Source organism: Nocardia pseudovaccinii NBRC 100343 (genome assembly GCF_001613225.1).
In the GTDB taxonomy this organism is placed as follows: Bacteria; Actinomycetota; Actinomycetes; order Mycobacteriales; family Mycobacteriaceae; genus Nocardia; species Nocardia pseudovaccinii.
The window spans coordinates 1-23353 of the sequence record NZ_BDBY01000105.1 but is presented as its reverse complement, the minus strand read 5'-3'; the positions used below and the strand labels follow the sequence as shown (position 1 = coordinate 23353).

At 66.1% G+C, this 23353-nt stretch carries 22 protein-coding genes; 14 read left to right on the top strand and 8 right to left on the bottom strand.

Features of this window, described 5'->3' with window-relative positions:
• Nucleotides 1–6: 6 nt before the first annotated feature.
• The 4 genes from cysD (at nt 7) to NP3_RS12305 (ending at nt 4292) form a co-directional block, all read left to right on the top strand.
• Nucleotides 7–909, top strand: coding sequence for a sulfate adenylyltransferase subunit CysD (gene cysD / locus NP3_RS12320; protein WP_063824751.1), 903 nt, complete (start codon nt 7–9; stop codon nt 907–909).
• Nucleotide 910: 1 nt separating this feature from the next.
• The gene (locus NP3_RS12315; protein ID WP_063040782.1) at nt 911–2200 is read left to right on the top strand and encodes a sulfate adenylyltransferase subunit 1; all 1290 of its coding nucleotides are present in this window, start codon (nt 911–913) and stop codon (nt 2198–2200) included.
• A gap of 106 nt (nt 2201–2306) precedes the next feature.
• Nucleotides 2307–3104, top strand: coding sequence for a sirohydrochlorin chelatase (locus NP3_RS12310; protein WP_084508503.1), 798 nt, complete (start codon nt 2307–2309; stop codon nt 3102–3104).
• 243 nt (nt 3105–3347) lie between these two features.
• Nucleotides 3348–4292, top strand: a complete 945-nt coding sequence (locus NP3_RS12305) for a DUF8832 domain-containing protein (protein WP_245720907.1) — start codon at nt 3348–3350, stop codon at nt 4290–4292.
• A gap of 29 nt (nt 4293–4321) precedes the next feature.
• Here NP3_RS12305 and NP3_RS12300 read toward each other — a convergent pair whose 3' ends face one another.
• Together NP3_RS12300 and NP3_RS12295 are read right to left on the bottom strand one after the other, a co-directional pair.
• The gene (locus NP3_RS12300) at nt 4322–5038 is read right to left on the bottom strand and encodes a PP2C family protein-serine/threonine phosphatase (RefSeq protein WP_063040788.1); all 717 of its coding nucleotides are present in this window, start codon (nt 5036–5038) and stop codon (nt 4322–4324) included.
• 94 nt (nt 5039–5132) lie between these two features.
• Nucleotides 5133–5726 carry a PadR family transcriptional regulator gene (locus tag NP3_RS12295; RefSeq protein ID WP_063040780.1) on the bottom strand — a complete coding sequence of 198 codons (594 nt, stop codon included), beginning with the start codon at nt 5724–5726 and terminating at the stop codon, nt 5133–5135.
• A gap of 124 nt (nt 5727–5850) precedes the next feature.
• Here NP3_RS12295 and NP3_RS12290 point away from each other — a divergent pair, with 124 nt between their 5' ends.
• Genes NP3_RS12290 through NP3_RS12280 form a run of 3 tightly spaced genes read left to right on the top strand, consistent with a single transcriptional unit; the run spans nt 5851 to nt 8900 of the window.
• A complete protein-coding gene (locus tag NP3_RS12290; RefSeq protein WP_063040786.1) occupies nt 5851–6267 on the top strand; it encodes a nuclear transport factor 2 family protein in 417 nt (138 codons plus the stop codon).
• Nucleotides 6264–7751: a phytoene desaturase family protein gene (locus NP3_RS12285; RefSeq protein ID WP_063040778.1), complete on the top strand. Its 1488-nt coding sequence runs from the start codon at nt 6264–6266 to the stop codon at nt 7749–7751. Before NP3_RS12290 ends, NP3_RS12285 begins: the two co-directional genes overlap by 4 nt.
• Nucleotides 7752–7763: 12 nt before the next feature.
• Entirely contained in the window at nt 7764–8900 is a 1137-nt protein-coding gene (locus tag NP3_RS12280; RefSeq protein ID WP_063040776.1) for a 2Fe-2S iron-sulfur cluster-binding protein, read from the top strand.
• A 2-nt stretch (nt 8901–8902) separates the two neighbouring features.
• Here the strand turns inward: NP3_RS12280 and NP3_RS12275 are convergent, their stop codons facing one another.
• A complete protein-coding gene (locus NP3_RS12275) occupies nt 8903–9559 on the bottom strand; it encodes a TetR/AcrR family transcriptional regulator (protein WP_063040784.1) in 657 nt (218 codons plus the stop codon).
• 125 nt (nt 9560–9684) lie between these two features.
• Between NP3_RS12275 and NP3_RS12270 the strand changes: the two genes are divergently transcribed.
• From NP3_RS12270 to mhpA, 4 genes are read left to right on the top strand one after another with little or no spacing between them, the layout of a single operon-like run.
• Entirely contained in the window at nt 9685–10818 is a 1134-nt protein-coding gene (locus tag NP3_RS12270) for a VOC family protein (protein ID WP_063040774.1), read from the top strand.
• Nucleotides 10815–11753, top strand: coding sequence for a fumarylacetoacetate hydrolase family protein (locus NP3_RS12265; RefSeq protein WP_063040772.1), 939 nt, complete (start codon nt 10815–10817; stop codon nt 11751–11753). Before NP3_RS12270 ends, NP3_RS12265 begins: the two co-directional genes overlap by 4 nt.
• A 2-nt stretch (nt 11754–11755) precedes the next feature.
• Nucleotides 11756–13633, top strand: coding sequence for an acyl-CoA synthetase (locus NP3_RS12260; protein ID WP_063040770.1), 1878 nt, complete (start codon nt 11756–11758; stop codon nt 13631–13633).
• 22 nt (nt 13634–13655) lie between these two features.
• On the top strand, nt 13656–15188 hold the full coding sequence (gene mhpA, locus NP3_RS12255) for a bifunctional 3-(3-hydroxy-phenyl)propionate/3-hydroxycinnamic acid hydroxylase MhpA (RefSeq protein WP_063040768.1): 1533 nt from the start codon (nt 13656–13658) through the stop codon (nt 15186–15188).
• Nucleotides 15189–15198: 10 nt separating this feature from the next.
• On the opposite strand, the gene NP3_RS12250 is transcribed toward mhpA, so the two are convergent.
• Complete coding sequence (locus NP3_RS12250; protein WP_063040766.1) at nt 15199–15813, bottom strand: TetR/AcrR family transcriptional regulator; 615 nt, start codon at nt 15811–15813, stop codon at nt 15199–15201.
• A 104-nt stretch (nt 15814–15917) separates the two neighbouring features.
• Between NP3_RS12250 and NP3_RS12245 the strand changes: the two genes are divergently transcribed.
• Nucleotides 15918–17333: an MFS transporter gene (locus tag NP3_RS12245; RefSeq protein WP_063040764.1), complete on the top strand. Its 1416-nt coding sequence runs from the start codon at nt 15918–15920 to the stop codon at nt 17331–17333.
• Nucleotides 17334–17341: 8 nt separating this feature from the next.
• Entirely contained in the window at nt 17342–18028 is a 687-nt protein-coding gene (locus tag NP3_RS12240; protein ID WP_245720906.1) for an SGNH/GDSL hydrolase family protein, read from the top strand.
• A gap of 632 nt (nt 18029–18660) precedes the next feature.
• Here the strand turns inward: NP3_RS12240 and NP3_RS12235 are convergent.
• A complete protein-coding gene (locus tag NP3_RS12235) occupies nt 18661–19602 on the bottom strand; it encodes a helix-turn-helix transcriptional regulator (protein WP_063040760.1) in 942 nt (313 codons plus the stop codon).
• 89 nt (nt 19603–19691) lie between these two features.
• Here NP3_RS12235 and NP3_RS12230 point away from each other — a divergent pair, with 89 nt between their 5' ends.
• Nucleotides 19692–20090, top strand: a complete 399-nt coding sequence (locus NP3_RS12230) for a VOC family protein (RefSeq protein WP_063040758.1) — start codon at nt 19692–19694, stop codon at nt 20088–20090.
• Nucleotides 20091–20796: 706 nt separating this feature from the next.
• Here the strand turns inward: NP3_RS12230 and NP3_RS12225 are convergent.
• From NP3_RS12225 to NP3_RS12215, 3 genes are all read right to left on the bottom strand, one after another.
• Nucleotides 20797–21606 (bottom strand): HAD family hydrolase, encoded by an 810-nt coding sequence (locus NP3_RS12225; RefSeq protein ID WP_063040756.1) that lies wholly within the window; start codon nt 21604–21606, stop codon nt 20797–20799.
• A gap of 469 nt (nt 21607–22075) precedes the next feature.
• Complete coding sequence (locus tag NP3_RS51140) at nt 22076–22210, bottom strand: hypothetical protein (RefSeq protein WP_281197397.1); 135 nt, start codon at nt 22208–22210, stop codon at nt 22076–22078.
• An 873-nt stretch (nt 22211–23083) separates the two neighbouring features.
• The coding region (locus tag NP3_RS12215) for a hypothetical protein (RefSeq protein ID WP_218024844.1) at nt 23084–23353 on the bottom strand (270 nt) is incomplete at its 5' end.

Sequence of the window (23353 nt, the reverse complement as noted above, 5' to 3'; positions counted from 1 at the left end):
CGTTCCTTGGGCATCACCGATTTCGACACCCTCGCGGCGTTGGAGTCGGAGTCGATCCACATTTTCCGTGAGGTGGCAGGTGAATTCGAGCGGCCGGTGATCCTGTTCTCCGGTGGTAAGGATTCCACGGTGCTGCTGCACCTGGCGCTCAAGGCCTTCTGGCCCGCGCCGCTGCCGTTCGCGCTGCTGCACGTCGACACCGGGCACAACCTGCCCGAGGTGCTCGAGTTCCGCGACAAGGTGGTCGAAAAGTACGGTCTGCGACTGCATGTCGCGAAGGTCGAGGACTACCTGGCCGACGGCCGTCTCACCGAGCGCCCGGACGGTATCCGCAATCCGCTGCAGACGGTTCCGCTGCTGGATGCCATCACCGAGCTCCGCTTCGACGCGGTCTTCGGCGGTGGCCGCCGCGATGAAGAGCGTTCGCGCGCCAAGGAGCGAATCTTCTCGCTGCGCAATGCCTTCGGGCAGTGGGATCCGAAGCGGCAGCGGCCCGAGCTGTGGAATCTGTACAACGGCAAGCACGCTCCCGGCGAGCACGTCCGGGTGTTCCCGTTGAGCAACTGGACCGAACTCGACATCTGGCGCTACATCGCGCGTGAGGATATCGATCTGGCGAGCATCTACTACTCGCACGAGCGCCCGGTGTACCAGCGCGACGGGATGTGGATGACCCCCGGCGTCTGGGGCGGCCCGCGCGATGGCGAGCTGCTGGAGACCCGTTCGGTGCGCTACCGCACCGTCGGCGACGGATCCTCCACCGGCGCAGTTCTTTCCGACGCGGCCGATAACGAGGCGATTCTCGCCGAGGTGGCCGCGTCCCGTTTGACCGAGCGCGGCGCGACGCGCGGTGACGACCGAGTGTCCGAGGCCGCGATGGAAGACCGCAAACGAGAGGGATATTTCTGATATGTCCGACCTACTGAGGCTGGCCACCGCCGGTTCTGTCGACGACGGTAAGTCCACCCTGGTCGGACGCCTGCTCTACGATACGAAATCCGTACTGGCCGACCAGATCGACGCCGTCACCCGCGCGTCGGTGGACAAAGGTCTTGCCACGCCCGATCTTTCGCTGCTCGTGGACGGGCTGCGCGCGGAACGCGAACAGGGCATCACCATCGATGTCGCCTACCGCTACTTCGCAACGCCCAAGCGGTCTTTCGTGCTCGCGGATACGCCCGGGCATGTGCAGTACACCCGCAATACCGTTTCCGGCGCGTCCACCGCGCAGCTGGTGATCCTGCTCGTCGACGCGCGCAAGGGCGTCATCGAGCAGACCCGTCGGCATGCCGCGGTCCTCGCGCTGCTCGGCGTGCCGAAGCTGGTGCTCGCGGTGAACAAGATCGACTTGGTCGATGATCCGGCGACCGTATTCGCCGCGATCTCGGCCGAATTCAACACCCTCACCAGCACGCTCGGCTGGGCCGCCGAGGATGTGCTGGAGATTCCGGTCTCCGCGCTGCACGGTGACAATATCGCCTCGCGCTCGGCGAATACTCCGTACTACGACGGACCTTCGCTGATCGAGCACCTCGAATCGGTACCGGTAGATGCCGACAGTTCGGGCGAGCACGCGATCGGCCTGCGCTTCCCGGTGCAGTACGTGATCCGTCCGCGCACCGCCGAATACCCGGACTACCGCGGCTACGCGGGCCAGATCGCGGCGGGCTCGGTCTCGCCGGGCGACGAAATCGTGGTGCTGCCGTCGGGCATTCGTTCCACCGTCGAGCGCGTCGATACCCCCGATGGTGAGCTCGCCGTCGCACAGGTCGGCCGCAGCGTCACGCTGATCCTGGCCGACGATGTGGACATCTCGCGCGGTAACATCATCGCCTCCCCCGCCGATGCGCCGGAGCCGATCGACTCCTTCGACGCGACCGTCTGCTGGCTCGGCGACAAGCCGCTGCGTCCCGGCGCGCGACTGCTGCTCAAGCACGGCACCCGCACCACGCAGGCGATTGTCGGCGCGCTCGTCGAGCGGTTCGACGAGCAGAACCTGACGGCCGAGGCGAGCCCGGAGTCGTTGGCGCTCAACGATATCGGCCGCATCTCCGTGCGCGTCGCCGAGCCGATCGCGGCCGACGACTACCGCGTAAACCGGCACACCGGCAGCTTCCTGCTCATCGATCCGGCGGGCGGCAATACCCTCGCCGCCGGTCTGGTCGGTGACGTGCTGACCGCAGTCGAGGTCGGAGTCTGAGGTGAGTTCGCCCGGTGGTATCGGCTCGGTGGCGCGGCTGCCGGGCGGATCCATGTGGGCGGAGCTGGAGCGATTGTCCGACCACGGACGTGGACCGAGTAGACCGATGTTCGGCCCTGTCCGGGTCACGGCTGCCACACCGATCGGCGGATACGCGGAGCCCAGACCTGCGCTCATCGCGGTGGCGCACGGCAGTCGGGATCCGCGCTCGGCCGCGACGATGTCGGCGGTCGTCGCCGATATTGCCGCCGCCCGGCCGGATATCGATGTGCGACTCGCTTTCCTCGATCTGAATGCGCCGTCGGTCGAGCAGGTCGTGAATGCCGTTGCCGCGCAAGGGCACACGCATGCGGTCGTGGCGCCGTTGCTGTTGGGCAGCGCTTATCACGCGCGAGTCGATCTACCGGGACTGCTTGCTGCCGCCCGCACCGCACACCCCCAACTCGTGCTGACGCAAGCCGACGTTCTCGGGCCCGACCCGCGACTCATCGCTACCCTCCGCGACCGCACCCTGGCCGCGCTGGAACCCGTGACATGGCCGCGGGATGGTGAAACACTGGGGGTCGTCGTGGCCGCAGTCGGGGCGGCATCGGCGGCGGCCAATGCGCGGACCAGCGAGGTGGCGAGGCAGCTTGCGGCGTTGACCGGCTGGCTTACCGAAGTCTGCTTCGCTACCACCGAACCTTCTGTCACCCAGGCAATTTCGCGTCTGCGCGCCAGGGGCGCCGAGCGGGCGCTCGTGGCGCCGTGGTTCCTCGCGCCGGGGCTGTTGACCGACCGCCTGGTGGCCGCCGCACCCGAGGTGGTGCATGCGCAGGTCATCGGACCGGACACAGCGTTGACCGAAATAGTTTGGGACCGCTACGAAACCGCGCTCTCCAGCGCATTGAGCCTCTCCGCCTGATCTTCGGCCGAGGCCTCCGAACAGTTCCGCACATGAGGCGATCACCTGTCGAATGCCCCTGCGTCTCAGGGTAACCGGCTACCCCGAATAGCGATCGGCGAATCGACGCATCGCTCCATCAACTGCGCCTGGGTTCCAGGCGAGCGTGATCCGGTTCACGTTCACGCCGCTTGTCGACATACCCCCCGGGGGGTATAAGTTTTGCTGTGTCAGAATGAAATACGAGGTCGGAGAGGCCGAATAATGAGCATCGAGACACACGCCGGGCAGCCAACCGACCACACCTCAGCTCACGGAACGCGCGGCGAGCACGCAGCACAGGGAGACCGGCGAGCGCATACCGGCCAGGCAGCGCACGCGGCCCACGCGGGCCATGGCGACCAGGCAGCACACGCCAACCACGCAGCACCGGCGCACGGCGACCACACAGCACACGGCGACCACGCGGCACACGCAGCGCATGGCGGCGGTGTACCAGGCGGTCTGCTGATCTCGCAGGACGGGTACACAATCGACCTCGCCGAAACCATCATCCGCCCAGGCGAATTCGACTTTCGGTTCCGGATCTTGGGACCGGATGGGCGCGCGGTCACCGAATACGGCGATCTGCACGATCGTGAACTACACCTGATCGTTGCCAAGCGTGAGCTGACCGGGTTCTGGCACGTGCACCCGGTGCGCGATGCCGACGGCATCTGGTCGGTGCGGCTGAATCTGGCCGATGCGGGCGCATATCGCGTCTTCACCGATATCGCACCCCGCGCACTCGGCAAAACCATCACGCTCGGTGCGGATCTCGCGGTCGCGGGTGCTTACAACCCGCAGCCGACACCCGAGCCAGCACGGACTTTCACTGTGGATGGCTATGAGGTCGCACTGGATGGCGCCCTGATCCCCGGCGAAGGTCGACTACTCACACTGACCGTCAGCAAGAACGGCGAACCGGTCACCGATCTCCAGCCCTATCTGGCCGCCTTCGGCCACCTCGTGGTCCTGCGCGCGGGCGACCTCGCCTATGTCCACGTCCACCCGAACGGCACCCCGGGCGACAGCGTCACCACCCCAGGACCCGAGATCACCTTCCACACCGCCGTTCCCGGCCCCGGAACCTACCGCCTTTTCCTGGACTTCAAGCACGCCGACACTGTGCACACTGCGGGTTTCACCCTCCGCGCATACCAGTCCTGAGCGCCAAATCGGTTGTACCGAAATACAATTCAGTCGACGTAGACGACGATAGCCGTCGCGTTGTCGTTTCCACCCGCCCGATCGGCGGCAGCCAAAAGCCGGACGACAACGGACTGCGGATCGACACCACGGCTCAACCAGTTCCGGAGGTCGTCGTAGCCGACCTGCTCGGATACACCGTCGGTGCACAGCAGGTACCTATCGCCGGGCCGCATCGTCACGCTCAGCACATCCGGTTCCGGCGCGCCACCGTGGCCGATGTAGCGGGTCAGCTGATACCGCGCAGACGCGGCCTGTGGCGAATCGAACGGATACCAACCGTGCACAGCGCCGAGCCACGCCATCGTATGGTCGGTCGTCAGCAGTTCGAGCAGCCCGGCGCGCAGCCGGTACACCCGGGAGTCACCGATCTGCACGAGCCAGTACCCCTGCGGCGCGGCGACCATGGCGGTCAGGGTGCATCCGGCCAAAGTCCGCAATTCCCGACCGATCCGACTAACCCGAGCATGCGCCGCCGCCACCGCGGCACGCAGCGCGTCCGGCCCGAGTTCCGCCGCATCCGCGACGTGTTCGACAAAGATATCCACCGCGGTCCGCCCCGCTGCCGCGCTGCCCGGCCCATCTCCCATGCCGTCGGCCACCAGCGCCAGCAGCGGCTGCGCACGAAGATAGGTGACATCGAAATTCGCCGCATAGCGCCTGCCGATATCGCTGCCCACCGCAACGTCGATCACGGGACTGCGCACCCGCGAATTCTGGCACACCGCGCCGTCGCGGGGAGGCCGCATCAGCCTCGGGGGCCGGACTGGAACGCGCTTACCGAGAGCGGTCCGGCGCCCCTCACCGCGGGGTGATCGAGTCGGCCGCGGTCGCGGATCCCGAAACGATGCGGCGGTCGATGGCGGCCAGTGCGAACTCGCCCCAGCGAATGTTCTCCTGCTCGAAGGAGATTCCGCGCAGCAAGGTCAGGTAGGGACCGATGCGCTCGGCCTCGGCCAGATACGCCTGCTCGCTGCGCCCGTCGAGCAGCCGGGCGCGCAAGCGTTCGTAGCGAGCCAGCTTCGCCTTGGACCAGTCCAGCTTCTCGGCTACCGCGGCGCGTACGGTCGGCGCATCGTCGACGTCCATGCCCTGCACCTTGACCATCAATTCGTCGCGGACGGCGGTCGGCTTGGCGGGCTCGGCGATGAATGCGCGCAGCGCGGCTCGCCCAGCCGCGGTGATCGCGTGCAGGCGCTTGTTCGGACGACGTTCCTGCTGCACGACCCGGGTCTCGATCAGGCCCTCGGCAGCCATCCGCTCGAGTTCCTTGTACAGCTGCTGGGGCGTGGCCATCCAGAAGTTGGCCACCGAGGCGTCGAAGCCTTTGGCCAGGTCATAGCCGGACGCCTCCCCTTCCAGCAGAGCGGCCAGTACCGCGTCACGTAACGCCACCCGCTCAGGGTATCAGCCTCGATGACTATTCACATTCTTGTCTAATCAACTATGGACACTAGAGTGGACACACCGATACTGTTCATAGTTGATAGACAAATAATTGACTATGAAAGGTGGAGCGATGCATCCCTTCCGCGCAGCCGTTGAGGCCCGCGACGAGGCCGCGATCGAGGCGTTGCTGGCCGACGACGTGGTATTCACCAGTCCGGTCGCGTTCAAGCCGTATCCGGGCAAGGCGATCACCGCGGCCATCCTGCGCGGGGTGATCCGCGTATTCGAGAACTTCCGCTATGTACGCGAGATCGCCGAAGCGAATGGCCGCGACCACGCCTTCGTCTTCGAGGCCACCGTCGACGGCAAGCAGCTCACCGGCTGCGACTTCCTGCATTTCGACGAGCACGGCAAGATCGACGACTTCATGGTGATGGTGCGTCCGCTCTCGGCCGCGCAGGCGTTGGCCGCGCGCATGGGCGAACAATTCGAGCAGATCAAGGCCGAGGCCACCGAGCAGATCCAGCGCGCGGCGGGGCAGGCGTGACCGATTACGACGCCATCGTCATCGGCGCGGGCAATGCCGGGCTGACGGCCGCGGCCACCTTGCAGCGCGCGGGTGCGCGAACTCTGTTGCTGGAGCGGCACAACGTTCCGGGCGGCTGCGGAACTTCTTTCCGCCGTGGCCGTTTCGAATTCGAGGTCGCGCTGCACCAACTCTCGGGTGTCGGTGCCGAAGGGCAGCCGATGTCGTTGCGGGAAGGCCTGTTCCAGCAGCTGGGTATCGCCGACAAGCTGGAATTCGTACAGGAGCACGACCTGTACCGCGCGGTGATTCCCGGGCAACTCGACCTCACGCTGCCCGCCGACTGGGATGCCGCGATCGATGCTATCGAAGCCCAGTTCCCCGGCAACCGCGACCGGACGGCGAAGTTCTTCGAATTGCTCAAACAGGTGACGTTCTGGCAGATCGCCGCCATGCGCGGGATGCCGGTCGAGCAGATCGATCCGGTGCTGTTCGAATACGGGCTACGGCCCCTGAAGGCGGTGCTCGACGAGTTCTTCGACGACGACCGGATCAAGGTCGCGCTCGGCATGTACTGGACCTATCTCGGGCAGCCGCCGTCGAAGCTGCGGTTCCAGGATCTGGCGCTGACCTTGTTCGCGTACTTCGAATTCAAGCCATGGCATCTGCGCGGCGGCTCGCAAGCCATGTCCACCGCCATCCTCGACGCCTTCCTGCAGGCGGGCGGTGCGGTGCGGTTCAACACCGCGGTCGAGGCCATTCTCACCGATGCGGACCAGATACTGGGTGTCCGGCTCGATGACGGCACCGAGGTCACCGCACGCGACGTGGTATCCAACGCCTCGCTGCCGGTCACCTACGGCATGCTCGAAGGCATCGACTTGCCCGCTGCGGTACGAGATGACCTGGCCACCAGGCGAATCGGCGTATCCGGTTTCGTGCTGCACATGGGCCTGGACGCCACCCCGGCCGAACTCGGGTTCACCACCAGCACAACCTTCGTCAATATGGACACCGACGACGACCGCACCTACGACGCGTGGCGCTCCTTCCAGCCCGCGCGCGGAATATGCGTCAGCTCTTACGATGTCGCGCCGATCGGATTCGCGCCCACCGGCTCCACCCATGTCAGCCTGATGACCCTGCAGTACGGCGAGATCTGGCGCAATGTGGCTCCGTCGGAATACGCGCGCACCAAGTTCGCCTATGCCCAAACGCTGCTCGACCTGTGCGAGACCATCACCCCCGGCATCCGGGATGCCATCGAAGAGGTCGATGTCGCAACACCGTTGACCATGATGCGCTACCTCGGCCACCCCGGCGGCACGATCTACGGTTACGACCAGGACGCCACCGAGAACTGGCTGTTCCGCAACAGCGAACGCGAAACCCACATTCCCGGACTGCACCTGGCCGGTTCGTGGGCAGGCATGGGCGGGTTCCAGCCCACTCTCGAAGCCGGCGCACGCGTCGCGCGCCGCCTGCTGCGTGCCAAGTCCGCCTGAACGGAGCACATCATGAAACATCCCCTCGCAGAAAGCTTCGACGGCGCGGCACAGATCCTCGTCGAGATCGATTCCCGCATCCCCGACACCCGCGACCACCCCGCCGAAACCCGCGCCTCCATCGAGGCCTACCACCCCCGGCGGCTGCGGCTGATCGTCAGCGAGCTCATCGACGAGACCGCGACCACCAAAACCTTCCGGCTCGAGGGTGTCGACCAACTCGAACTGCCGCCGTTCCTGGCGGGACAGTACGTCAATGTCTTCGTCGACGGCACCAGCCGCCCGTACGCCATCTCCTCGAGCCCCACCATGCTCGACCACTACGACCTGACCGTGCGGCGCGTCACCGGCGGACGCATCAGCAATCTGCTCATCGACACGGTGCGGGTCGGGCAGGTCCTCACCACGACCGGGCCGATGGGTACCTTCCACCACAACCCGCTATTCCACGGCGACGACCTGGTATTCCTCGCGGGCGGTTCCGGTGTCGCCCCGGCGATGAGCATGATCCGCGAGATCGTCGACCGCGATCTGGACCGCACATTCCACCTCGTCTACGGCTCCCGCTCCGCCGACGACATCATCTTCCGCGCCGAACTCGACGCACTCGCCACCCGATATCCCGGCGTAGTCGTCGACCACGTCATCACCGAACCCGACACCGACTGGACCGGGTCCACCGGATTCCTCACCGCCGACACGATCCGTGCTTCGACCGGTGAACTCGGCGGCCGCATGGTCTACGTCTGCGGCCCGCAGGCGCTCTACCCGTACGCGCTCGGACAACTCCGCGCACTCGGCCAGCCGCGCAAGCGAATCCGCTTCGAAGCCAATGGCGCACCGAGCGACCCGGCCGCCCAACCCCATTGGCCCGCCGACGTGGATCCCGCCGAGCGGGTGACCGTCACCGTCGGCGGCACCAGCTTCCGTACGCCACGCAACCGGCCACTGCTGGATGCGTTGGAGGACAACGGTATTCGACCCGAGGTCGGATGCCGATCCGGTGAGTGCAGCCTGTGCCGGGTGCGGATCGTCAAAGGCGAGGTGCACACCGCCGAGGAAGCGAAACTACGACTGTCCGACGAACAGTTCGGCTACACCCACTCCTGCGTGGCCTACCCGATCAGCGATGTGCAGATCGATCTTTGAAATCAGTCCGCGGTGTCCGGCAACGTGTCGATCGGCGGCAGCGGTCGCTCGCAGATCTCGCGCGCCTCGTCCGGCGGAATACCGAACATGCGCAGCAGATCCTCGGTGACCTCGTCCGCGGCCGCGGCATCGTCGCGTTCGGGATTGTCGTGCAGGAGCTGACCGAGGCATAGCGAGGCACCGGCGACGATGGTCATCGCCAGCTCCGCATCGCGGACCTGGAACCGTCCCGCGCGCACCGCGGCATCGATATCGCGTCGCGCGCGGGGCGCGAGGCCCTTCGCAGAGCTGACGAGGGCAAGACCGTGATGGAGTAGCACCTTGCTCAACGTGGGATTCTTGCGGTGCAGACGACCGGTCAAGCGGAAGCTCTGCGCGAAGATTTGCGCTGGATCGTCCATGCCTTCGGTCAGCACGTCGAGGGTTGAGCCGTGCCGATCGAGCGCCTCCTCGATCGCGGCGCGGAACAAATCCTCACGACTTTCGAAGTGGTTGTAGAACGATCCCATCCCGACGTCGGCGGCCTGGGTGATCTCCAGGATCGGCACATTCGGTTTCCCGGCGGCGAGGAAAGACTGGGCCGCGCTGACCAGCGCTGCCCGAGTACGTGCTTTTCGCCGCTCCAAGCGATTGGGTTCGGCACCTGTTTGCTCGCTCATCACCTCTCCCTGGTCCATCTCGCAATCCTAACCTGTCGAGTCAGTAATGAGGAATTCCTCAGAAAATCTTGACTGAACACTCCCTCGTAAGTGACGATATACTCAGTTACTGAAGGGAGAAGCCGATGATCGACCAGCACGACCCGCATACGGGTCTGCACAGCGAATTCGGCGCCGAGGCGGGTGAGCATCCGGGGCGAGCGCGGAATCCGATCATCAAGGTGCACGATCTGGCGTGGCTGGAGTTCGAGAAGCCCGACCTGGCCGCCGCCGAAATCTTCGCTCGCGCTTTCGGTTTCACGACGGTGCTGCACACCGCGGACGAATTGCAGCTGCGTGGCACCGACCCGGGTGCACCCTGTGTGGTCATTCGCCGGGGTTCGCGGTCGAGGTTCATCGGCCCCGCATTCCAGGCGGCGGCCGCCGCGGATCTGCTCCGGCTGGCGCAGGCCACCGGACCCGAGCCGGTGCCGCTGCCGGAAAGCATCGGCGGATTCTCCGTCGACCTGTCCGATCCGAGCGGTTTGCGGGTGCGAGTAGTCGCCGATACGCATGTGCTCGCCGCCCTGCCCGCCCAGCAGCCGCACACCCTCAATTTCGGCCACGAAATCCCGCGCATGAACCGGACCCAGCGCCCGCCGCGGGAACCGGCGCAGGTGCAGCGGCTCGGGCATGTGGTCGTCCAGACGACCCGCTATCGGAAGACGCTCGACTGGTATCTGAAACACCTGGGTCTGATCGTCAGCGATTTCCACTACTACCCGGGTCAACGCGACCGCGGCCCGGTCATGAGCTTCATCCGTTGCGACCGCGGCCGCACCCCCGCCGACCACCACACGGTGGCGCTGTCGCTCGGCCCGGTCAACCGGTATATGCACTCCGCCTACCAGGTCGCCGACTTCGATGCCCTGGCCGCGGGCGGTGAATATCTGCTCGACCACGGTTACCAGCGGTCATGGGGTATCGGCAGGCATATCCAGGGCAGCCAGATCTTCGACTACTGGCGCGATCCGGATGGGTTCATGGTCGAGCACTTCAGCGATGGCGACATGTTCGACAGCACGGTGGAGCCCGGCTGGGCGCCGATGACCGCATCCGGGCTGGCCCAGTGGGGACCGCCCGCCACCAAGGACTTCCTCGGCCTCAAACCCGGCCGGGAATCGGTTCGCGAACTGCGCGGCATATTCGACGCGCTGCGTGCGGACAACGAATTCGATCTACGCCGCCTGCGCGGTCTACTGAAAGTTGCCAACTCATGAGTATTTCCGTTCTCCGTACCGCCGATGCCTGGTGGGTATCGACGCCGACGGGGGCCGCGTGGGTGGATACCGCGGCGGCCACCACCGGTCAGTTGCTCGCCGACCGGGCGGCGCTGGCGGCTGCTGCGTCGAATACCGAAATCGTCCCCGTCGAGAGCCTGGCGCTGGTTTCACCGGTGACCGCACCGTGCCGAGTGGTCGCGCAGATGACGAATTTCGCATCCCACGTGCGGGATTCGGGCGGCGACCCCGGGACCGTGCCCTTGACGTTCTTCCGCAAATCCTCCGGTTCGATCAGCGGACCGCTCGACGATGTCATCCGGCCCGCGCACGTGCAGTTGCTGGATTACGAGGTGGAGATCGGACTGGTCTTCGGTAAGGAGATGCCGGTCGGGACCGCGATCACCGCCGACAATCTCGCCGAGTACGTCGCCGGGCTCGTTGTCACCAATGATGTTTCGGCGCGTGATGTGCAATTGCCGAAAACCCAGTTCTACGAGGCGAAGTCGTATCCGACCTTCACGCCGGTGGGTCCGGCGCTGGTGCTGCTGGATGCCGACGAGCTGAAGCGGTTCACCGATCTGCGGTTGCGGCTGTGGGTCAATGGTGCAGCGCGCCAGGATATGACGGTCGCCGATATGATCTACGGTCCCGTCGAGACGCTGCAGGCGCTGACCCGATTCCAGCGACTCGATGCGGGTGATCTGCTGCTCACCGGTACCCCGATCGGCACCGCGATCAGCGCCCCGCCGAAACCGGTCGAGATCATCGCCTCGCTGCTCCCGGCGGCGACGAAGTGGAAGCTGTTCTTCAAGGGGCAGGCCAAGAACCCGAAGTATCTGCGCGACGGCGACATCATCGAGGCCGCGGTGGCTACCGATGACGGCGCGATCGATCTCGGTCGCCAGCGTACGGTTGTGCGGTACGCGCGGTGAACATGACGACAACGGATCTGCTGTGGCCGCGCTACTCGGGCCCCGGCGACCTGGCCGAGATCGAATCCCTGCCGCTGGAAGAGCGTGGGCTGCCGGAATCGACCTACGCACTGCTGGTCCGCGCCACCGAGCTCTGGCCCGACCGAAACGCGCTCACCGTATTGCCGGAGGCCGCTCGATGGCGAGAACCCTTGCAGCGCAGTTACTCCGAACTCCTGTCGGACGTGCACCGCTATGCGAATCTGCTGCACCGGCTCGGTATCCGACGCGACTACGCGGTCGCATTGATGGCACCCAACTGCGCGGAGTTGATCCCCGCGACGCTCGCCGCGCAGCTGGCCGGTATCGCCGCACCCATCAATGGCGCGATGTCCGGTCGGCATATCGCGGAACTGCTGCGCCGCTCCGGTGCGAGAGTGCTGATCGCGGCAGGGCCCGAACTCGCCACCGACACATGGGAATCCGCACTCACCCTGGCGAATGACCGGCTGCTCGATGCCGTACTCGTGCTGCGCCCCACCGGCGCCGCCGAGCCGCACCCGCTGCCTTCGATCGACGGTGTGCATATCGGCTATTTGAATGAGCTTGCCGCCGAGGATGATTCGAACTCCTTCGCCGGACAGCTCCCGGCATACGACGATCTGGCCGCGCTGTTCCACACCGGCGGCACCACCGGCGTGCCGAAACTGGCCGCGCACACCCATTCCGGCGAGATCGCCAACGCATGGATGATCGCCGCCAACTCCCTGCTCGACGCGGATGCGACGATCTTCGCCGCACTCCCGCTGTTCCATGTCAATGCCCTGGTAGTGACGCTGCTCGCGCCGCTGTTCAAGGGGCAGCCGGTGGTCTGGGCCGGTCCGCTCGGCTACCGCGATCTCGCGCTGTACGGCGAATTCTGGAAGATCGTGGCGCACTATGGCATTGCCGCGATGAGCGCGGTTCCGACCGTATATGCCGTACTGGCGCAATGCCCCGTCGACGCCGATATCAGCAGTCTGCGCTACGCGATGGTCGGCGCGTCACCGCTGCCGCGCGCGGTGCGGACGAACTTCCAGACACATACCGGTGTCACCCTGGTCGAGGGCTATGGACTCACCGAGGCGACCTGCGCGACCGCCCGTAGCTATCCGGATCGTCCGCGACCGGGTGCGGTCGGGCAGCGGATGCCCTACCAGCAGGTGCGTGTGGTGCGCGCGGGCGACCGGGAGCCGCTGCCCGCCGGTGCGATCGGCGTGCTGGAGATCAGTGGCCCAACGGTTTTCGCAGGCTATGTGACGGGCCGCAATGAGCAGGGCCACATCCTCGACGGCCTCGGCACCACGGTTGACGGCTGGCTCGATACCGGCGACCTCGCGCACATCGATGCGGACGGCTTCATCCATCTGCACGGCCGCGCCAAGGATCTCATCATCCGTGGCGGGCACAATATCGACCCGGCGCTGATCGAGGACGCACTCCTGTCACATCCACAGGTCACCGCGGCCGGTGCCGTCGGACGTCCCGATGTCCACGCCGGAGAAGTACCCGTTGCCTATGTCACGCTCCAAGCCGATGCCGATGTCACCGAGCCGGAACTGCTCACGTGGGCGAGCGAACGGGTGCCCGAGCGAGCGGCCGTACCGAAATCCATTGTGGTCCTGGACGCATTGCCGGTCACCGATGTCGGTAAGCCATACAAGCTCGGGCTGCGCGCCGATGCGACTCGACGTGAACTGCAGGACGCGCTCGAACAAGTCGCCGGGGTGCACAGCGTCACGGCGGCAGTAGAAGACGGGGCGATCATCGTGACCGTCGAACTGGAAGCCGCCTCCGACGGTGTCGCCACCGCAATCCTCAGCCGGTATGCAATCCGCTGGAAAGCCGTGGTCCGGCAGTGAATCTCGTGATCGGCGCGAGCCGATGAACTCGGTTCCGGTGGTCGTCGTCGGTGCGGGCCCATCGGGCCTCACCGCGGCGACGCTGCTGGCCGAATACGGCATCGAAACCCTGGTGCTGGAACGGTGGGACGGCATATATCCGCAGCCTCGGGCGGTACATCTCGACGGTGAAATCCGCCGGATACTCGCACGTCTCGGCGTAGGGGACGACTTCGACGCGATCTCGCGTCCGGCGCTGGGTCTGCGATTGATCGACCCCGATATGCGGGTACTCGCCCAATTCGATCGCGATCCGGCGGGCGGTGCCAACGGCTACCCGGAGGCGAATCTATTCGACCAACCGGAGCTCGAAGCAATCCTGCGTGCCAATGTGCGGCGGTATCCCGGCATCACCCTCCGCGGCAATGCCGAGGTCGTCGACGTGACGCAGGAAAACGACTGTGTACGTGTCGATTTCACCGATCGCGTGACCGGCGCGGCCGAGTCGATCCTGGCCGAATATGTGCTTGGTTGCGACGGCGCGAACAGCGTGGTCCGGTCCGCGATCGGAGCCACGATGCGCGATCTGAACTTCGCACAGCGCTGGCTCGTTGTCGATGTGGACACCGCTGCCGATATCGGGGAATGGGAAGGGGTACACCAGGTTTGCGACCCGGTGCGTGCCGCGACCTACATGCGGATCGGAACGACTCGCTACCGCTGGGAATTCCGACTCCGCCCCGGTGAAACCGCCACAAACTACGGCGATTTGACGAGCCTGCAGCCACTGATCGCGCCCTGGACCGGGAACACTCCGTCCGAGGAACTCCGGCTCGTGCGCGTCGCCGAATACACCTTCCGCGCTCAGCTCGCCGACCGCTGGCGTTCCGGCCGGATGTTCATTCTCGGCGATGCCGCCCACCTGACCCCACCGTTCATCGGGCAGGGCATGGGCGCTGGGTTACGCGATGCGACCAACCTGGCCTGGAAGCTCGCGGGCGTCCTCGCCGAAGACCTGTCGGCCAGCGTCCTGGATACCTACGAAATCGAACGGAAACCACACGCGCACGCCATGATCAGGCTCGCCAAGTTCATCGGATGGGCCATGACCGACGGCGGTGAGTTCGGAAATCTGCTGCGTCGCCTCATGGCGCCGCGGGTGCACCACCTGCCCGGCTTCGCCGAACTGGTCACCAACGGACAGACGCCGCCGCTGCACCGATCCGAACTTGTTGTGGCGCATCGCTTTTACCGAGGGCTGGCGGGCAAACTGGTCCCGAACGCACTCCTCGACGGCCGTCGCTTCGACGATATCGCGGCGGGCCGTTTCGCGATCGTCACCGCCGTCCAGCCGACACCGGCACAGCGCCGCGAGATCGAAAAGCACGGCGGTGTCATCGTCATCGCGCAGGGAGCGTTGCGACGCTGGCTCAGGCACGGACGCGGTGCCCTCATCCGTCCCGACGGCACAGTGCAGCGAACCAGCCGTCAACTGTCCGACCTCATCGCCGACTTGCCGCGATTCAAGGCACCCGCTCCGGGTGATTCATCACGCGTGCTGCATCCCGACGTGTAAGCAGAGGATCTCAGCCCAGCAGCCCGTTCACGATGGTGTGCGCGGTGGCGACACCGCGATCATCACCCATCTGCAGGGCGGTATTGGCCGCGCTGATCACCGCATCGAATTCGAAAGCCATGGCATCGGCATCGCGACCGGCGAGATCGCCCTGTTCCTGCGCGTGCCGAATCTGCTTGGCCAAGAAGTCGAGCCATTCGCTGCGATCCTCGGCGATGGCGTCGCGGACCGGGCCGGGCTTGCTGTCGAATTCGGCGATGGTGGCCACCCGGAAACAGCCGCCCGGAAAAGTCGGGTCGGTGATGTGGTCGAACCAGCGGTCCATGATGGCGCGCAGGCGGGGTAAGCCGCGCGGTTCGCTGAGGCTGGGCGCGATCACTCGTTCGACGAAGGCCTCGCGGGCCACCTTCACCGCGGCGACCTGCAGCGCTTCCTTGGTGCCGAACAGGGTGGCTATCCCACTTTTACTGATGCCGAGATCGGTCGCGAGACGGCCGATACTCAGGCCGGTCAGCCCCTCGATGGAGGCGACGTCGGCGGCATGTCTGGCGATCGAGGCCCGGGAACGCGCGCCTTTGGCGAGGCGCTGATCGGTGCCCTGCGCGGTGGATGTCGACTCGGCCATGAGGCCATTCTTCCACTTCCGGGTTGCAAATACGAACGTACGGTCGTACGTTTATTGCACGAACGGTCGTACGTTTAGATTTCGCCTCACCGAAGGATCTCCTCATGACCGAAGTGTCCGAGCGGACCGACAGTCCGCCGACCTCGAAGGCCGCCGTGCGCACGCTCGTCATCGCCTGTGGCGCGGCGTTCATCGCCTTCCTCGATCTGTCCGTCGTCAATATCGCGTTTCCCTCGATCGCCCGCGACTTTCCCGATACCGCGACAACCACGCTGACCTGGGTGGTCAGTGGATATGCCATCGCCTTCGCGGCACTGCTCACCCCGGCGGGCCGCTTCGCCGACACCCTCGGACGGCGCAGGCTGTTCCTGATCGCACTGGCCGGTTTCGCGGTGACATCCCTGCTGTGCGGCCTCGCGCCCACCGCGGGCTGGCTCATTGCCGGACGCCTGCTGCAAGGTGCGACGGCGGCGCTGATGGTGCCGTCCGCACTCGGACTCGTCCTCACCGTCACCCCGCGCGAGAAGATCGGTGCGGCCATCGGAGCCTGGTCTGCCGCAGGCGGTTTCGCCGCGGTGGTCGGTCCGGCGATCGGCGGCGCGCTGGTCGAGACCTTCGGCTGGCGAGCGGTATTCGTCATCAATATCCCGGTGGCGATCGCGCTGATCGCGCCCGGGCTGCGCATTCCCGTGCCCGATATCCGTCAGCCCGGCAGCGCGCTGCCGGACCCCATCGGGACCATCGCCATTGCCCTCGGACTCGGCGGCGTGGTCGCCGGGGTGACCGAGGGGCAGCGATGGGGCTGGACCGCACCCGGCACACTCGCTGTACTCGGCGTCGGCGCACTGCTGATCGTGGCCGCGCTGATTCGCTCTGTGCGCCACCACAATCCGGCCATCGCGGTCGAATTGTGGCAGAGCAGGCCGTATGCGCTGGCCAATGCCGCCTCGTTCGTCTTCGGTGCGACCATGTTCGCCTGGCTGCTCGCCGGACCGCTGTTCCTCGATGCGATCTGGCAGTATTCGGTGCTCGGCTCGGCCGCGGCATTGACGGTGGGCGCGGTGTCCTCGATGGTGACCGCGACGATTGCCGGTCGCGTCACGGCGGCGAGCACGCGGCGCTGGCTCGGTGTTCTCGGGGCGCTGATGTACACCGGCACCAATGTGTGGATGAGCACCGATACCTTCGGGCCGACACCGGCGCTCTGGTCCGCGTGGGTACCAGCTGGGCTGTTCGGTGGCGGTGGCGTCGGGATCGTCGTGACGGTGCTCGGCACCGCCGCCGCGAGTTCGCTTCCGCCGCAACGCTTCGCTGCCGGAATCGGCATGAATCTGACCGCCAGGCAGGTGGGCGGTGCGCTCGGCGTCGCGGTGCTGGCCGCGGTCTTCGCCGCCGATGCAGACGATGCGCTGGCCGCCTTCCACACGCTGTTCGCCGTTTGCGCGGGCATCGGTATCGCGTCCGCATTGATTATCGCGATTCCGGCGCGCATCCCTGCTGCCGTTCCTACCCAGAGCTAGGAGTCACCTTGACGCACAACGGTATTCGTACCGAAGCCAACGACCCGATGCTGTTGTCGAACACCGCCGCACTCGAACTGCTCGCCGACGCACCCTGGCAGCGCTACGCGGTAATCGGGGATTCGATAGCCCATGGCGTCGGCGATCCGAGCCCCGGGTACGACACCGCCGGATGGGCAGATCGCGTCGCCGCGGTGTTGACGGCGGCGAATCCCGCTCTGGCATATCTGAATACCGGCCGGATCGGCGCGACGTCGGCGCAGGTACGCGCCGATCAACTGCCGCAGGTGCTCGAATTCGCACCGGACCTGGTGCATATCAGCTGCGGCGGAAACGATCTGTTCACTCCCGGCGGCAATCTCGACGAGTTGCGCACGAATCTCGACGCGATCTTCGGCGCGCTTGCCCGCGGCGGGGCACAAGTGACCACCTTCACCCTCGCCGATGTGTGGGAGGCGGAACGGATGGCGCCGATGCGCCCGATGCGGGACCGGATGTCGGCGCTCAACGACATCACCCGCGAGTTGGCCGCTCGTTACGACGCCGTGCTGGTGGAGTTCTGGGACCATCCGCTGCGGCTGCGGCCGGATGTGATGAGCGCCGATCTCATTCACTTCACGATGAGCGGGCATGCGGTGGTGGCCACCGAAATGGTGCGCGCGCTGCACGGGCTGCTGCCCGAACCCGCGCATTGATCGAAACCAGGCACCGGGCCGCGTTCGAGCTGTCACTCGGAGGCGGTCCGGTGGTCTTCTCATCGACGCTTATGACCGCCGAGGGCGACATCTTCTCGGCGTGCAACCGCCGAGCCGGATACCCGATCGGCGTTCGCAAACGCCAAATCCCATCGTGAATGCAGATCAGGGCAGAACCCGCGGCACCGCGTCCGGAGCCATGGCCCGAGCAACAGACCGATGACGCCCCCGTGCACCGGTCAGCGCGCCGCTGATACCGCACGGAATCGGTATGACGACGAACCCGGACAAGCACGCCGCAACGCCGGGCACTCCCCGACCGCGCCCGCGAGTTGGCCAGCGGGTTGTGGTTCTTCGCATCCGGAGTGGTAGCGACATCCTTGAGCGAGATGCCCGCCGCCACCGGCTCCAGGACCGGCGCCGACTCGGAAATTAGCTGCACCGCCGAGGCAGGCAACCAACGCGGGGGCGGTTCCCGGAGCGGCCGAGGCCACCCCCGCGAATGTGACCCTCACAGCCGATGGCAGCATCCCGGCGATCATCTTGCGGCCTGCGTTCTTGAAGATCCGAGCGTGCACCACGATCATTCGCGGTGCGCGGATCGATCTGCGTGATTCGATTTGCCGTTGCGATCACTCGCCGTATCGATCGACGAGTTCGGCACCGAGCACCGCCAACTGCGCCTGGACCGATCGCGGTGCCAGCACTTCGATTTCGGCACCCCAGCCCGCCAATTGTTGGGCGATCATGCGCGGTGTCGGTGCGGTGATGCGGACCTGAACGCGCCCATCGGCCACCGGGCCGTCCACCTCACAGTGTCGCCCCTGCTGCTTGCGCAGGACCGGAAGTAGTTGCGGCGCAACCAGTGCGGTGGCGGATGTGGCGGCACGACGCTGTTCGACCTCGCCGACCACCTCCGCCCAGGCGGTGGATAGATCGAAATCCGCAGGGCGGCGCGCAACTTCGTCGGTGATCGTGGCCTCGACGATGCGGTCGACGCGGAAGGTGCGCCTGCCACGGTCGGTGCCTGCGATCAGATACCAGATGGCGTCCTTGTCGATCAGGCCCCACGGGTCGACGGCGCGCCGGGTGCGCTCCCCTGCCCGCTCGTATGTCAGCTGTACTTTGCGGCGTTGGACGACCGCGCGCTGCAGCAATTCGACGAGCTGCGGCCGGACCTGATCGTGCTCACCCCAGCGCGCGGGATCGATCACCACCGCGTCGGCCGCGGCCTCCGCATCGGTGCGGAAGGTCTGTGGGAGCGCGCGTACCAGCTTGCGCAGCGCCGACTTCACCTCGGGCACCGCGCTCGCGGACGGGCCCGCCAAAAGGAACAGCGCGCGAGCCTCCGGTTCGGTGAGGCCACTGAGATCCGTGCGCGCGCCGCCGACCAGCGACCAGCCGCCGCCGCGGCCCGGCTGCGGATAGACCGGAACTCCCGCGGCCGAGAGCGCCTCCAGGTCGCGGCGCGCGGTCGCGACCGATACCTCGAGTTCGGCGGCGATCTCGGAAGCCGTCACCCGTCCGCGGGTCTGCATCAGCAACAGGGTCGCCACCAATCGGTCTGCTCGCATGAGCGCAATTCTGCCGAAAAAAGTGCTCATTCGGTGAGCACTTTAGGCGGAATCATGGATCGCACAGAACCCGATCAGAGGAGACAAAGATGTTGCGAGGAATGGCCACCGTTTCGTTCTACGCCGACGACCTCGAGGCCGCGAAGGACTGGTACACCGAGGTCCTCGGCCTCGACCCGTACTACGCGGTGCCCGGCGGATACTACGAATTCCGCATCGGCGACTACCAGCACGAACTGGGGATCATCAATCGCAAATTCGCCCCCGCAGGCGCACAGAACGCCCCCGGCGGAGCAATCCTGAACTGGCACGTCGACGATGTGCAGGCAAGTTTCGACCGACTCGTGGCCCTCGGCGCCAAGGAATACGAGCCGATCACGCCACGCGGCAACGGAGACTTCATCACCGCCGCAGTAGTAGACCCCTTCGGCAACGTCCTCGGCATCATGCAGAACCCCCACTACCTGGAAATCCTCGGCCGCACGTAAAGCGCCCACCCAAGCTTGCCCCGAGAACGCACCGGTTGAGCGTCCGTTCCCGAGGTTTGCCCACCCCTTCGCAACATCGCCGACGGCTTGCCTTGCCCCGAGAATGCACTGATGGCGGGCTCTCTCGATGTTCGCCTCCACCAACGCATGCTGATCATCGATCCAGGTCACTGCCCGACCTGCGCTCCAGGAAGGCGGGTACTCGCAGGGTCCGCCCGCCCTTCGCGAAGCAAGCATGCCCTGCCTAGAGAGTGCATTGGCGGAGGGGCACTCTCGATGTTCGCCTCCACCAACGCATGCTGATCATCGATCCAGGTCAATGGCCCGACTAGCGCTCCAGGATTTTGGCCGGGCGGGAAATTGCAGGGTCTACCGGCGCCTTCGCGACGCCACCCAAGGCATGCCCTGCCCCGAGAATGCGGCGGTGGCGGGGCGCTCTCGGGAGCTGGCCCTTCGCTACGCCACCCCAGGCATGCCTGTCCCCCCGGGAATGCTCGGCGGCGGGGTGCTCTCGGGGTCTGTCCGCCCTCACAGGACGCGTCCCGAGGTTCACCGTGCTCTGAGAATGCAATGGTGGCCGGGCCCTCATTGAGCTCGCCTGCCCCCTTCACTACGTCGCCGACGGCTTGCCTTGCCCGAGAATGCATTGGTGGAGAGGCTCTCTCGATGTTTGCCTCCACTAGCACATGGTGATCATCGGTCCAGGTCAGTGGCCGAACCAGCGCTCCAGGATTTTGGCGACGCCGTCGGCGGCGACGTCGTCGGCGACTTCGTCTGCCCAGTTGCGGACTTCGTTCGGTGCGTTCGCCATCGCGACGGAATGTCCTGCCCAGTGCAGCATTTCGCGGTCGTTGTAGCCGTCGCCGATGGCGAGCGTGGCGGCTCGGGGGATGCAAAGTGCGGTGCGCAGGCGCTCCAGTGCCCACCCCTTGGAGACGCCCCGGCGCGAAACGGTAAGCCACGGGCCGAATTCGCCGTGTACCCAGCTCGCACCCGGTACCCGCAGTCGGGTGAGCAGGCGCAGCATCTCTTCCAGGGAACCGTCGGGCCACCAGCCGTTCAGTCGCGGGGTCGGCTCGCTGCTCAACGCGCCGTCATCGACGAGAACGTATTCGCCGATAGAGAATTCGCCCGGACTGGCGCCCGTGGCCCAGGTGCCGATGCCGACCTTCTCCACCGCGAAGATCATCTCCGGAAACAGAGCTCGCAAGGCGACGACCGCGGGCCCGGGATCGAAGGTCTGCACCGCCACCGGCTCCCCCCTCGCCACATCGATGTGCACCGCGCCGTTGGAACACAAGGCGTGTCCATCGATAAGTCCGAGCTCCTGCAGCACCGGACGCGTCGTCATCAACGTCCGCCCGGTCGTCACAACCACATGCGCCCCCGCCGCCACCGCCGCCCGCACAGCATCGATCACCCGTTCACTGACCGGCGATCCCGTCTGCAGCAACGTTCCATCGACATCCAGCGCAATAAGCTGAGGTCCCCCGTGTACCACCAACCCATTGTGCATCGCTATGGCACTCGGCGTCATCGAAATTCGACCGGTCCGAATGTGCCCAGCACTCGCTGACAGACCAGCGAAACGAACAGCCGCGCTCCTGCACGGAACCCGCGCCCCTCATGAACACCGAGAAGAAGTGCGAATTCTGACAAACGGTGCAGATCTACCCGCGCATTGCCGTCCGCCTCGCCCCAACAGCCATGCGGACCAGCGACTTTCACCCGAGCACCGATGCTGCCGCGGTGACTATGTCTGGCGGCGGCGGGCTTCGCGATAGCGATGCTGCGGCGCAGTAGGTTCGGACGGCGGAATTCGCGGGCGCTGCCCCGCGGCCACGCTGCGGTCTCCACTGCTCTGCCACAGGATCTCGGCACGAAGTGCCACCCGCACCAGTGCAGCCGCAGCAGCGATGCCGACCGCGCACCGGCCGCACGCACAGCAGCACTGCATCTCGGGTCGAAGCGGATGGTCGCCACCATCATCGATCGGCATGGGTCGAGGTCGGCGCCCACTGCACGCGCGGCTCGTATTCGACGCTGTGGCAGGCGAAGAAGTCCTGGGATTCTCCCGAACGCGCGGCCAGGCCGAATATCGGCGGGATCGCAAGTGTCACGCCAACTCAGAACGGTAACCCGCACTTACCAACGCTAAGAGTGCAGATCCGTGCAAGCACATGGGCGTTCGGATGCAGCACCAGCGGCCGTGCGTATCAACGACTTCACCACTCCACCCCCACCGCTGCCGATGCCGCCACACACCGAACCCGGCAACCAAGTCCGCCAGAAGATGCCACCTGTCAACGGTCATCGGGAACAGGCTCTGGCACACATTCCGTGCCCCCGTGGCATCGCCCCCTCCCTCACATTCTGCGCTGTTGGTCGGTCGATCAGGTGGAACTAGTGGCGGCATCGGCCGAGAGAATGCCGCCGTCAGTTCCACGTGATCACTTGTCCAGTAGTGCATGCCACCGAATCTGGTGCTGCCGCGGCATTCGCAACCGGTCGGCTACGAACCGGCGGCCCGAATGCCGCACTCCGTCTGAGAATCGCGCCCCCGCACGGGCACGCCTGAGGAGTGCGAATGCCGAGAATCCTTGACGCTTCGACGATCACGACCCTCGTCGTACTGCCCCCGCGCAGACCTTTCGCGCTACTGATACGTCCAGATGATCACCCGCGGGGTTCCGCCCACAATCGGCCAACGCCGTTCCAACCACCGGTGCAATCGCAAGCTCCCACCCCGGCCCCTGCTCAGAAGACGATCGCGGTCCGCCACCAACCTCCATGCAAGCGCTGCGCTGCGGGCTACCCGAGGAATACCACCCCGGACAACCTGTGGGCACCGCCCACGAAAGGCCAACACCGTTCAACCGACCCGCGCAATCGCGCAAGCTCAAACCCGGCCGCGCTCAGTAGACGATCGCCCGCCACCGCCAACCTCCATGCAGGCGCTGCGCTGCGGCCCACCCGAGGAGTACTACCGCGGACTACCTGCGGGCACCGCCGCCACCGCCGTAGCCGCCCGAACCGTGGGAGGAGATACCACCGGAGGAGGCGCCGCCCGAGCTGGTGCTGCCGCCGGAAGTGGTTCCGCCGGAGAACTTGCCGCTGGAGGAGGGACCTCCGGTCGAACCGCCGACCGTGCCACCGCTCGTCGAACCTCCCGACATACCACCGCCCGTCGAACCTCCCGTAGTACCACCACTCGTGGAGCCTCCCGTGGCACCGACAGTCGCGGAGCCGCCCGTAGTACCGCC